The organism is Nonomuraea sp. NPDC059023 (assembly GCF_042740095.1).
GTDB lineage: Bacteria > Actinomycetota > Actinomycetes > Streptosporangiales > Streptosporangiaceae > Nonomuraea.
Window position 1 is genome coordinate 27,194 of the sequence record NZ_JBHYIO010000030.1, and the last position, 11,945, is coordinate 39,138.

11 protein-coding genes are annotated in these 11,945 nt (G+C 71.9%); 7 read left to right on the forward strand and 4 right to left on the reverse strand.

The window, feature by feature from the left end; genetic code table 11:
• Positions 1–15: 15 nt before the first annotated feature.
• Positions 16–1,731, reverse strand: coding sequence for a hypothetical protein (locus ACFWYW_RS39715; protein WP_379617362.1), 1,716 nt, complete (start codon positions 1,729–1,731; stop codon positions 16–18).
• 99 nt (positions 1,732–1,830) lie between these two features.
• Complete coding sequence (locus ACFWYW_RS39720; protein WP_379617539.1) at positions 1,831–2,982, reverse strand: kynureninase; 1,152 nt, start codon at positions 2,980–2,982, stop codon at positions 1,831–1,833.
• Positions 2,983–3,117: 135 nt separating this feature from the next.
• On the opposite strand from ACFWYW_RS39720, the gene ACFWYW_RS39725 reads away from it, so the two are divergent.
• Complete coding sequence (locus tag ACFWYW_RS39725) at positions 3,118–3,846, forward strand: IclR family transcriptional regulator (RefSeq protein WP_379641226.1); 729 nt, start codon at positions 3,118–3,120, stop codon at positions 3,844–3,846.
• 115 nt (positions 3,847–3,961) lie between these two features.
• On the opposite strand, the gene ACFWYW_RS39730 is transcribed toward ACFWYW_RS39725, so the two are convergent.
• Positions 3,962–5,278 carry an MFS transporter gene (locus ACFWYW_RS39730; protein WP_379641228.1) on the reverse strand — a complete coding sequence of 439 codons (1,317 nt, stop codon included), beginning with the start codon at positions 5,276–5,278 and terminating at the stop codon, positions 3,962–3,964.
• Positions 5,279–5,355: 77 nt separating this feature from the next.
• Here ACFWYW_RS39730 and ACFWYW_RS39735 point away from each other — a divergent pair, with 77 nt between their 5' ends.
• The 6 genes from ACFWYW_RS39735 to ACFWYW_RS39760 all read left to right on the forward strand — a co-directional run bounded on the left by ACFWYW_RS39735 (position 5,356) and on the right by ACFWYW_RS39760 (position 11,281).
• The gene (locus ACFWYW_RS39735) at positions 5,356–5,943 is read left to right on the forward strand and encodes a TetR/AcrR family transcriptional regulator (protein ID WP_379617356.1); all 588 of its coding nucleotides are present in this window, start codon (positions 5,356–5,358) and stop codon (positions 5,941–5,943) included.
• Between the two features lie 44 nt (positions 5,944–5,987).
• Positions 5,988–6,983 carry a C39 family peptidase gene (locus ACFWYW_RS39740; RefSeq protein WP_379617354.1) on the forward strand — a complete coding sequence of 332 codons (996 nt, stop codon included), beginning with the start codon at positions 5,988–5,990 and terminating at the stop codon, positions 6,981–6,983.
• 5 nt (positions 6,984–6,988) lie between these two features.
• Positions 6,989–8,842 carry a prolyl oligopeptidase family serine peptidase gene (locus ACFWYW_RS39745; protein WP_379617352.1) on the forward strand — a complete coding sequence of 618 codons (1,854 nt, stop codon included), beginning with the start codon at positions 6,989–6,991 and terminating at the stop codon, positions 8,840–8,842.
• Positions 8,839–10,107 carry a M20/M25/M40 family metallo-hydrolase gene (locus ACFWYW_RS39750; RefSeq protein ID WP_379617350.1) on the forward strand — a complete coding sequence of 423 codons (1,269 nt, stop codon included), beginning with the start codon at positions 8,839–8,841 and terminating at the stop codon, positions 10,105–10,107. Before ACFWYW_RS39745 ends, ACFWYW_RS39750 begins: the two co-directional genes overlap by 4 nt.
• Before the next feature lie 90 nt (positions 10,108–10,197).
• Positions 10,198–10,935, forward strand: coding sequence for a lytic polysaccharide monooxygenase (locus ACFWYW_RS39755; protein ID WP_379617348.1), 738 nt, complete (start codon positions 10,198–10,200; stop codon positions 10,933–10,935).
• Positions 10,936–11,062: 127 nt separating this feature from the next.
• Positions 11,063–11,281 carry a hypothetical protein gene (locus ACFWYW_RS39760; RefSeq protein WP_379617346.1) on the forward strand — a complete coding sequence of 73 codons (219 nt, stop codon included), beginning with the start codon at positions 11,063–11,065 and terminating at the stop codon, positions 11,279–11,281.
• 3 nt (positions 11,282–11,284) lie between these two features.
• Here ACFWYW_RS39760 and ACFWYW_RS39765 read toward each other — a convergent pair whose 3' ends face one another.
• Complete coding sequence (locus tag ACFWYW_RS39765; protein ID WP_379617344.1) at positions 11,285–11,914, reverse strand: TetR/AcrR family transcriptional regulator; 630 nt, start codon at positions 11,912–11,914, stop codon at positions 11,285–11,287.
• Positions 11,915–11,945: the final 31 nt, after the last annotated feature.

Consider the following 11,945-nt stretch of genomic DNA (forward strand, 5'->3'; position numbering starts at 1 on the left):
ATTATGGCCTATCGCTTAGCGGGCGCTGTTCCGGAACGGCTCCGCGGGCCTGCCCAGATTCGGCGTTCCCAGCAGTTTCCCGGACGAGAGCGCGTAGATGCCGTCGTTGGTGAACACCCACACGATCTTCCTGTCCCATTCGGTGTAGACGGCGTGGGTCTGGTTGCCGAGCGCGTAGTCGGGGACGGCGGCGCTGTATCCCGCGGGCACGAACTGGGCGGCGATCTTCGGCCGGCGCAGGTCACGGGTGTCGAAGAACTGCACGCCCGCGTTGTAGAAGGCGTAGGCGAGCAGGCCCTGGGCCGGGTCGCCGGGCGAGGTGTAGGAGCCGGAGCGCTTGGGGCCGAAGCTGCCGCCGCGCTGGCAGTAGTCGCCGAACCGGGCGCCCGGCGCGGGCTTCGGCCGGGGCAGCGCGCCGACGATCCTGGGCTTGGCGGGGTCGCGGGCGTCGACCTGGAAGACGTCCTTGTAGGGCTCGTGGCAGTCCTCGCCGAGCGGGTAGCCGGAGACGTAGACCATGCCGGTCTTCTCGTACTGGGAGACGTCCACGTTGTCGGCTTCGGTGCCGCCGGAGGAGACGGGGAGGTCCAGGTGCGCGATCTCCCGCATCTTGGACGGATCCGAAATATCGAGAATCGACAGGCCGTAGCCGCCCATGGCGGCGAAGCCGTACTTTCCGGCGACGAAGAACGGCATCCGGGCGCCCATCCACGACGTGCGGTTGCCGCAGCGCGGGTTCTTGGCGTAGGCGGCCTCCTCGCCCGCCACCTGGCCCTTGCGGTGCCACTCGCCGACCAGGCGCGGCCTGGTCAGATCGGACATGTCGTAGGCCTGGTAGCCGGGGGAGTAGAGGTAGGTGGGGACCTCGGTGTTGCTCCAGCTGTCCAGCGGCGCGACCGCGACGTACATGTACTTTCCGCCGGTCCAGTAGGGCACGTCGAGGGAGCCGGAGCCCTGCTGCACGCCCGGCTCCGGGCCGCTCAGCGTCGGGTCGGTGGTGACCGTGGACAGCAGCGTCCAGTCCTTCCTGCGCGGGCCGTCCAGGCGGTAGACCTTGAAGCCCTTGAACGTCGTCTGGGCGCGCAGCTTCGCCACGCCCTCCGGGTTGCCGAACTTCGACCGTTCCGGGCTGTCGCCGAGCTCCTCGACCTGCCGCTTCTGCTCGAACGACTGGATCATCACGTAGTGGCCGTCGCGCCACTGGATGGTGGCCGCGCCCCAGTAGTCGGCCTGCTTCCAGTCCTTGCCGGTGAGCCGCTCGACGATCTTCACCTTGCGTACGTCGGTGACGTCGTAGACCCGGGCCTCGGTGCGGTCGTACTGGAACAGGTAGCGGCGCCCGCCGAAGTCGACCACGTTCTGCCAGGTGTGGAAGTAGTCGGGGGTGAAGTCGGGGCCGCGGTAGGCCGCCTCGACCTTGATCGGGCCCTCGGTGTAGGAGCGGGGGTCGTAGCCCTTGGTCTTCGGGAACAGGTCCTTCGCCCCGCCGGGGAAGGAGTAGCGCTCCTCGCCCGGCGGGGTCAGGTCGGGGTGGCGGAAGGAGCCGTCGAGCTGCATGCCGTACGTGCCGGGGCCCGGGTCGTCGGGGCGGCGGTCACCGCAGACGGTGGGGACGCCGTCGCCGGCGGCCCGCGCGCTGGTCTTCGCGGTGGCCTGCGCGGTGGCCGGGGGGACTGTCAGCAGGCCGGCCACGCTCGCCGTGGCGAGGGCGCGGTGGAGGAGTCGGCGCATCGGGGGGTGCCTTTCGTGGGGGATGCGCCAAGAGTGCCGATCGCCGCTCATGTTCCCAAGAGCCGGTTCCACCGCGCGGAACCGGCCACGCGGCGTGGGTCAGGTGACGGCCAGGCGGACCGCGTACCTGTCCTCGCGCCACAGATCCTTCTCCAGTACCTCGGCCACGGTCTGGGCGGCGTTCCAGACGTCCACGTAGCGGGTGTAGAGGGGGGCGAAGCCGAAGCGCAGGATGTCGGGGGCGCGGAAGTCGCCGTGCACGCCGTGGTCGATGAGCGCGCGCATCACCGGGTAGCCGTCGTGGTGGTAGAAGCTCACCTGGCTGCCGCGGCGCTCGGGGTCGCGCGGGGAGGCCAGCTCCAGCCGGTCGCCGACCAGGTCGATGAAGAGCGAGGTCAGCGCCATGCTCTTGGCGCGGACCTGGTCGAGGTCGACCCGCTCCCACATGTCCAGCGCCGCCTCCAGCGCCGCGAACGACAGCACGTGCGGGGTGCTGACCGTGAAGCGCCGGATGCCGTCGGCCCGGCGGAAGCCGGGTTCGAAGGCGAACGGCTCGGCGTGGCCGTACCAGCCGGACAGGACGTTCTCGGCGGCGGCCTGGTGGCGGGGATGGACGCGCAGGAAGGCGGGGGCGCCGGGGCCGCCGTTGAGGTACTTGTAGGTGCAGCCGACGGCGAAGTCGGCGGCCGAGACGTCCACGCGCAGCGCGCCGACGCTGTGGCAGACGTCCCAGATCATCAGCGCGCCCGCCTCCTGGACGCGGGCGGTGACCTCGGGCACGTCGTAGCGGGCGCCGGTGCGGTAGTCCACCTCCGACAGCAGGACACAGGCGGCGTCGTCGAAGCGGCCCTCGCCGATGTCGCGCAGCTCGCCGAGGCCCTCGATCATGTAGTTGTCGGTGGGGAAGTTGCCACGGTCCACGACGATCACGTCACGGCCGGGGCGCAGGCGCATGGCGGCGTTGACGGCCTGGTAGACGGCGATCGAGGTGGTGTTGCCGGCCACGACCTCGCCGGGTCCGGCGCCGATCAGCGGGGCCAGGCGGTCGCCGGTGGTCAGCGGCTGGGCGTACCAGCCCGCCTCGTTCCAGCCGCCGACGAGGTGGCGGCCCCACTCGTCCTCGACGGCCTGCCGTACGCGCTCGGCGGCGGTACGCGGCGGCGCGCCCAGCGAGTTGCCGACCAGGTAGATCTCGTCCTCCGGCAGCACGAACTCGTCCCGGAACGCGCGCAGCGGGTCTTCTTGGTCCATGGCCAGGCAGGCCAGGCGATCAACCACTGGTCAGCTCCTCAATAAATGCACATTTAACGCCTATGTTGGTATAGAACCCCTGCTGGGGGATAGACAAGAATGCGTTCCGTGACACGGAACCCGGACCGTCTCTCGATGCTGGAGAAATCCTGGCTCGTGCTGGACGCCTTCCGCCCCACCGGCGGCCCGCTGCGCCTCATCGAGGTCGCCGAGCGCTGCCAGCTCCCCAAGACCACCGCCTACCGGCTCCTCACCGACCTGACCGCCATCGGCGCCGTCGAGCGCCGCGAGCGCGGCTACGTCCTGGGGCGGCGGCTGTTCGAGCTGGGCAGCACGGTTCCGCTGGAGCGCGACCTGCGGCACGCGGCGCTGCCGTTCATGCACGACCTGTACGAAGCCACGCGCGAGACCATCCACCTCGGCGTCCGCGACGGCCTCGACGTCGTCTACGTCGAGAAGCTGCGGGCGCACGAGTCGCTCGCGCTGCCCTCGCGCGTCGGCGGTCGGCTGCCCCTGAACTGCACCGGAGTGGGCAAGGCGCTGCTGGCCTACTCCTCGCCCGGCCTCATCGACGAGGTGCTCGCCCGTCCTCTGCGCCGGCTCACCGCGCACTCCATCGTGGACGCCAAACGGCTGGAGGAGGCGATCGGCCAGATCCAGGTGGCGGGGCTGGCCTATGAGCGGGAGGAGGCGCAGATCGGCGGCGCCTGCATCGCCGCGCCCATCTTCCGCGAGGGCACGGTCGTGGCCGCGCTCTCGGTGTCGGTCCCGCTGTCGCGCTTCCACCCGACCCGCCTGGCCCCCGCCGTCAAGACCGCCGCCCTGGGCGTCTCCCGCGCCCTGACCCGCTCCACCCTCCGCTGAAGACCCTCACCGAAGACCCTCGCCGGAACCCCGCTGGAAACCCCGCTGGAAACCCCGCTGAAGAGCCCCGCCGAAGACGCCGCCCTGACAGTGCGAAACCGGGGGCGAGCGGGCGTTACCGGGTGGCCGGAGCGCCGGTCACGAGGTCCTTGCTGCGGACCAGCGCCAGCGCGATGACCGCCGTCACGACCGACAGCCCCGCGGCCGTGTACATGACCAGGGAGGCGCCACCCGCCGCGTAGGGGATGCCGAGCAGGCCCACGCCCGCCGCCGCCCCGATGGCCAGCATGGTGTTGACCATGCCGGAGGCCATCCCGGCCCGTTCCTTCTCCACCACGTTGACCGCGAGCGTGGTCTTGGGCGTCGCGGCCAGGCCGCCGCCCACGCCCCACAGGATGAGGCCGGGCAGGAAGTCCCAGGCGCTCGCGCCCGGCGCGATGGTCATCGCCATGTGGACGCCGCCGAGCCCCAGAACGGCCGAGCCCCCGGCGATGAGGAACGACGGCGAGAACCGGGCCTGGAGCCTGCCCGCCAGCAGGCCGGTGAGCAGTTGGGGGATGAGGATGGCGGCCAGGAGCAGGCCGGTGGCCAGCGGGGTGAGGCCGAGCTCGCGTTCGAAGTACAGGACGTAGTAGACCGAGCTGCCGATCGTGGCCACCCGGGAGACGAACGCCAGCAGCGAGGCGGCCACGAAGGTCGGGATGCGGAACAGCGACAGGTCGAGGACCGGGGCTGCGGCCCGGCGTTCCACCAGGAGGAAGGCGGCCAGCAGGAGGACGGCGGCGGCGCCGTACCACCACTGGGCGAGGGTGAGGGCCAGGTTGGCCGCGGTGAGAAGGAGCAGCAGCAGTGTCGCGCCCGGCCAGTCGATCGGCGCGGTGCCGCGCGCGCCGTCGGCGGGCAGGACGCGGCGGCACAGGAACAGGGCCACGACGCCCACGGGGACGTTGACCAGGAACAACGCGCGCCAGTCCGCCACGGCGAGCAGGACGCCGCCGAGCACCGGCGCGGCGGCCCCCGCGGCGCCGAGCGTGGTGCCCCAGACGGCGATGGCCATGTTGCGGCGCTGGCCCTCGTAGGTCTGGGCGAGCATCGGCAGCGCGTTGGCCATGATCAGCGCGGCCCCGGCGCCCTGGGCGAGCCTGGCCAGGTCCAGGGCGAGCGCCGACTGGGCCAGGCCGCAGGCCAGCGAGGACACGGTGAACACGGTGATGCCCGCCGTGAACATCGTGCGCCGGCCCAGGCGGTCCGACAGCGAGGCGGCGGGCTGCTGCAGGGCGCCGAACGTGACGGTGTAGCCGATGATGATCCACTGCGCCGCGGCCAGCCCGCCGCCGAGGTCGGACTGGATGGCCGGCAGCGCGATGGAGACGATCGTGATGTCGATGACGAGCAGCGCGGTCGCGGCAATCGTCATGATCAGGACAGCCAAGGGGAGCTCCTTAGGGAAGGCTGCCCTCACCTTAAAGTCCACATGTGTGAACTTCAAGGCTGATAAGCTGCCGCCCGATGGAGCGCACCAGGAAACGGCCCGAGTTCCGCAAGGGGCGGCCGACGCTCACCCGCGAGGCCATCGGGCGCGCGGTGCTCGAACTCGGCGACGCGGAGCTGACCATGCGCGCGCTCGCCGCGCACCTGGAGGTCACGCCGCGGGCGCTGTACAAGTACGTGGCCGACCGCGACGACGCCGTACGCCTGGCCGCCGACCAGCTCCAGAGCCAGTGGCTCCTGCCCGAGCTCGACCCGGCCCACTGGCACGACAGCCTGCGCGAGCTCTGCCTCGGCCTGCTCGACCTCTACCGGCGCCACCCGGCGGCGCTGCGCCTGGCCGAGACCACCGCGCTCGACGTGCACGACAACACCCGGCGCTCCAACGAGGCCATGCTCGCCTTCTTCACGGCGCTCGGCCTGTCACCCGGCGACGCCCACCGCGCCTGGCGCCAGACGATCGCCGTCGTGGCCGGGCACAGCGAGATCGAGCGCTGGCGCGCCCGCGCCGCGGCCCACCGGGAGATACCCGCGGAGGAGGACACCTTCGGCGACGTCGTGGAGATGCTCGCCGCCTGGATCGCCACCCTCGCCGCCACCAGTACGTAAACCTTCCGATGCGCGCCCTGCCTGCCGAAACCACAATGGTGCCGGTGCCCGTCTCCTACACCCGGCTCGCCCCAGGCCGCACCGCCTTCACCGAGCTGGGCTTCGCCGCGACCGAACTGGTGCCCTCGTGGACCGCGAGCGCCCCGGAAGGCTCGTGGATCGAGGTCGCGCTGCAGGCCAGGCTGGACTCCGGTGAGCCGACCAAGTGGTACGTGATGGGCCGGTGGTCGGAGGAGCCCGGCCGTACGTCGGTGCCGGGCCAGGGCGACGAGCACGGCGACGTGGCCGTCGACACGTTCGTGGCCAAGGCGCCGGTGACCGCCTGCCGGGTGCGCGTGGAAACGCACGGCGCGGGCGCTCGGGTCAGGTCGCTCGGGGTGCTGGCCTCGGCGATCCCGCACCGCCCGAGCGTGGCGCCCACCCCCGCGGGTACGGCCGCGGCCGTGGAACTCGACGTCCCCCGCTACTCCCAGCGCGAGCACACCGGCCACTACCCCGAATGGGACGGCGGCGGCGCCAACTGGTGCAGCCCGGCCTCGGTCGCCATGGTCCTGGCCTACTGGGGCAGCGGCCCGGAACCCGCCGACCTGTCCTGGGTCACCCCCGGCGACCCCTGCCCCGCCGTCGACCACGCCGCCCGCGGCATGTACGACCAGAGCTACCAGGGCACCGGCAACTGGCCCTTCAGCGTCGCCTACGCCGGCCGCTACGGCCTGGACGGCTTCGTCACCAGGCTCCGCTCGGCCCTGGAACTGGAGACGCTCGTCAGGGCCGGTGTCCCGGTGATCACGTCCCTGTCGTTCAAGGAGCACGAGCTGCCCGGCTCGGGCTACTCCACCGGCGGCCACATCCTGGTCGTCGCCGGCTTCACCGCCACGGGCGACGTCGTCGTCAACGACCCCGCCGTCCCGGAGGTGCGCAGGGTCTATCCGAGGGCGGCGTTCGAGAACGTCTGGCTGAGGAGCTCGGGCACCGGCGGCATCGCCTACGTCCTGCACCCGTCCGGGCACGTGCTTCCCCCTTCCAACGGCAATTGGTGACCACCATGAGCATCAGCGCGATCGACGTGGCCAGAACCGACGGCGCCGCCCAGTGGGTGGAGGCCGTCCAGACGCCGGACGGCGTCGAGGTGTGGTGGGACGAGCCCCGCCCGCGGGAGGGCGGGCGCCGCTGCGTGGTGCGCCGCCTGCCGGACGGCTCGCGCCACGACGTCCTGCCGCGGGGATGGAACGCGCGCAACCGGCTCATCGAGTACGGCGGGCGGTCCTGGCGCCCGCTGCCCGGCGGCGCGCTCGTCTTCACCCACTGGGCCGACCAGCGCCTGTACCTGCTCCACCCGGAGAAAGACCCGATCCCCCTGACGCCCGAGGGCCCCCACCACTACGGCGACCTCTATGTGCCGCCCGGCCGCGAGGAGGTCTGGGCGGTCAGGGAGACCGGCGGCGCCGCCCGCGACCTGGTGGCGGTCCCGCTGGACGGCGGCGAGCCGCGGGTGATCGTCAAGGCCCACCACTTCCTCATGAACGCCCGCCTGTCGCCGGACGGGCGGCACCTGTCCTGGATCGGCTGGGATCACCCCAGCATGCCCTGGGACGGCACCGAGCTGTGCGTGGCGGAGCTGGACTCGGAGGGGGCGGCGGGGCCGTACCGGGTGGTCGCGGGCGGTGAGAGCGAATCGGTCGTGCAGGCCGAATGGCGCGACCCGGACACCCTCTACGCCGTCACCGACCCGACCGGCTGGTGGAACCTGCACGAGATCGCCCGCGACGGCTCCCGCTCGCGCAACCTGACGCCGGTGGAGCTGGAGTTCGGCAACGCGGTGTGGAAGCCGGGCGCCGCCTGGTTCGCGGTGGCGGGGGAGGGGCTGGTCGTCGTGTACGGCTCGCCCGACGATCGCCGGCTCGGGCTGCTCGACCCGGCCGGCGGCGCCATCCGCGACCTCGGCGGCGACGCCACCCACTGGGCCTCGACGGTGTCGGCCGCGGGCGGGATCGCGGCCGGGGTGGCGGCCTCGCCGTACACGCCGATGGAGGTGACGGCGGTCAGCCTCGCCGACGGCGCGCACACCGTCGTGTCGGCGCCCAAGCCGCTGCCGCCCCGCGAGCTGCTGCCCACGCCCGAGACCGTCGTGATCGAGGGCGTGCACGCCCACCTCTACCCGCCCGCGACCGGCCCCGCCCCCTACGTCGTCTTCGTGCACGGCGGCCCGACCGGCATGCACCCGCTGATGCTCGACCTGGAGATCGCCTACTTCACCTCGCGCGGGCTGGGCGTGGCCGTGGTCAACTACGGGGGCTCGACCGGGTACGGCAGGGCCTACCGGGAGCGGCTGCGGCATCAGTGGGGCGTCGTGGACGTGCACGACTGCGCCAAGGTCGCGCGCGGCCTGGTCGAGCTGGGACGCGCGGACGCGGCCAGGCTCGCCATCCGCGGCGGCAGCGCCGGCGGCTGGACCACCGTGGCCGCGCTGGTGCACAGCGACGTGTTCGCCGGCGGCGTGGCCCACTACGCGATCACCGACCCGGCGGCCTGGGCGGGCGAGACGCACGACTTCGAGTCGCGCTACCTGGACGGCCTCATCGGCCCGCTGCCCGAGACCGGTGAGCGCTACCGCGAGCGCTCGCCGCTGCTGCACGCAGGCCGCGCCTCGGGCCCCTGCCTGATGATGCACGGCCTGGAGGACAAGATCGTGGACGTGGGCCAGGCCGAGCGCTTCGTCGCCGAACTGGACAGGCACGGCAAAGAGTGGGCCTTGCTCACCTTCCCCGGCGAGCAGCACGGCTGGCGCCGGGAGGAGACTATCGTCGCGGCGCTCGAAGCCGAACTGGCCTTCTACGGCCGTATTTTCCACTTCGACACGCCGGAAGTGACCGCACTCGACCTTCGGGGAGCCAAGTGAAGAGCGTCGCCGAGATCTGCTCGGACCTGATCAGGTTCGACACCACCAACCCGGGCTCGGGCGAGCGTCCGGCCGCCGAGTACGTGGCCACGCTGCTGGAGGACGGGGGCATCGCCACGGAGGTGTTCGAGTCGGCGCCCAGGCGCACCACGGTCGTGGCCCGCATCGACGGCGACTCGCCCGACGCGCTGCTCATCCACGGCCACCTCGACGTCGTGCCCGCCGACCCCGCCGAATGGCGCATGCACCCCTTCTCCGGCGAGATCACCGACGGCTGCGTCTACGGCCGCGGCGCCGTCGACATGAAGGGCTCCTGCTCGATGACGCTCGCCACCGTCCTCGGCATGGCCGCGCGCGGCGAGCGCCCCAAGCGCGACCTGGTCCTGGCCTTCCTCGCCGACGAGGAGGCCACCGGCGAGTACGGCTCGCGCCACGCCGTCACCGAGCACCGCGAGCTGTTCGACGGCGTCACCGAGGCGATCAGCGAGTCCGGCGGCTTCAGCGTCCCGGCCGGCGACGAGCGCGTCTACCCGGTCGCCGTGGGCGAGCGCGGCACCGCCTGGATGAAGCTCACCGCCCACGGCGTGGCCGGCCACGGCTCCCGCCCCGCGATCGACAACCCGGTCGCCACCCTCGTCCACGCCCTGTCGCGCGTGGCCACCCACGAGTGGCCGGTACGCCTGACGCCGGCCGTGAAGGCCCTCATCCAGTCGTTGGCCGAGATCACCGGCGACCCCATCGACGTCGGCCGCCTGGACGAGGAGGCCGAGCGCCTGGGCGTGCTGGGCACCCTTTTCGAAGGCCAGATCCGCAACTCCGCCAACCCGACCATGCTGGACGCCGGCTACAAGGTCAACGTCGTCCCCTCCACCGCCTCCGCCCACGTGGACGGCCGCTACCTGCCCGGCCTGCAGGAGGAGTTCCTGGCCACCATCGACGACCTGCTCGGCCCCAAGATCACCCGGGAGTTCGTCAACCTGGAGGACGCCCCCGCCGCCCCCTACCCCTCGCCCTTCTTCGACGAGATGGCCGCCGCCCTGCTCGCCGAGGACCCGAAGGCCAGGCCCGTCCCGTACCTGATGAGCGGCGGCACCGACGCCAAGTCGTTCGCCAGGATCGGCATCGAGGGCTACGGCTTCGCGCCGCTGATGCTCCGCCCGGACCTGGACTACTTCGGCATGTTCCACGGCAAGGACGAGCGGGTGCCGGTGGAGGGCCTGGAGTTCGGCACCCGGGTGCTGACCCGGCTCCTTCGGGGAAATTGACCTTTCCCGACCGGAGACTTCACTAATAGGAAACTTTCCTTTTTTATGAAGGAGGAAGCAACCCCCTAGCCACCGTAGAGGAAGCATGACATGCGAAGGTTGATCACCTTCATTGCCATGGCGGTCGTCGCCACAACCACCGTTGTGTACAACGCCTCGCCCGCCTCCGCGCACGGCTTCATCACCAACCCGCCCAGCCGCCAGGCCAACTGCCACGCCGGCAAGGTCCCCAACTGCGGGCAGATCGTCTGGGAGCCGCAGAGCGTCGAAGGGCCCAAGGGCCAGCGCAACTGCCACGCCGGCGACGCCCGCTGGGCCCCGCTCAGCGACGACTCCAAGCCGTGGCCGGTCACGACCGTCACCAGCACCGTGAACTTCAAGTGGTACATCCCGGTCCCGCACTCCACCAGCACCTGGGAGTACTACGTGGGCACCGAGCGGGTCGCGGTGTTCAACGACCGGGGCAGGCAGCCGCCGTCCACGCTCACCCACACCGTCGACCTCGGCAACCGGACCGGCCGCATCAAGCTGCTGGCCATCTGGAACATCGCCGACACCCAGATGGCCTTCTACAACTGCGTCGACCTCCAGATCGGCAGCGGCCCCGGCGAGCCCACCCCCACCCCGACGCCCACTGTGACCCCGACGGTCACCCCCACCCCGACGCCCACGGCCACCGGTCCCGCCGGGACCTGGGCGGCGGGCACCTCTTACACCCCAGGCACGCAGGTGACCTACAACGGCGCCACCTACCAGTGCCTGCAGGCGCACACGGCGATCCCCGGCTGGGAGCCGCCGAACGTCCCCGCCCTCTGGCGCCGGACCTGACCTGACCCTGCCGGTGCCCGGTGAACCCGGGCACCGGTGGATGCCAGGGCGCAGCGCTGGATCATGCTGCGGTTGCCAGGAAAGAGGGGGCTTCGGGGTTGAATATGCGGAATGTAAACTGGTGGTCGTGACGCTGTCCGGCTGCAACGCCATCTGTCTCGGCGGGCCGTGCCATGGCGAGCTCGCCCACGTCGACCAGGACATCGGCATCCTGGACATCCCCGTCCCGCGCGGCCGGCCGGACGAGCCCGAGCGGCGCGCCGGGTACCGGATCACCCGCGAACGGGTCCGCTACTGGGGCCAGGCCGAGCCGTACATCGCCCTGCACTGGGCGGGGCCGCCCTGACCTCTAGGCCCTCCCCGTGGACAGGTCGGCCGTGATCTGGTCGGCGCTGATCGGCTCGCCGGGCAGCGGGGTCGCCTCCCGCGGGCGCAGGCCGTCCAGGAGCGTGGTCAGCATGCGGGCGCGTACCGCGTCGTTGAGCTGCTCGGAGACCGTCGGCAGCGGCCGGGTCAGCACGGCGAGGAACATCACCAGATCGGCCGCCCCGACGTCGTCGCGCAGCACCCCTTCCGCTCGGGCCGCCGCGAGGAGCGCCTCCAGCGCGTCCAGGAGTTCGGCGCGGGCCGTCTGGAACTGCGGGTCGGTCTCGACGTGGCCACCGAGGATGGGCAGCATCGCCACCACGCCCCGCTCGACCACCCGCGTGGCGAAGACCGTGAGCGCCCGCCGGGCGGTGGGCGCGGCGGCCAGGGTGCCGGTCGCCAGCGCGGCCATCTGGCCCATGTGATCGAAGGCCACGCACCTGATCAGCTCCAGGCGGGTGGGGAAGTGCCGGTAGAGGGTGGCGTTGCCCACGCCGGCCCGTTCGGCGATCTGGTCGAGCGGAGCCTCCGGCCCCTGCTCCAGGAAGGCCAGGTGCGCGGCGCGCAGGATCTGCTCCCTGTTGCGCCTGGCGTCGGCGCGTAGCTCTTTCACGGACCGCTCCCTAACCGTGGACACTCTCCCC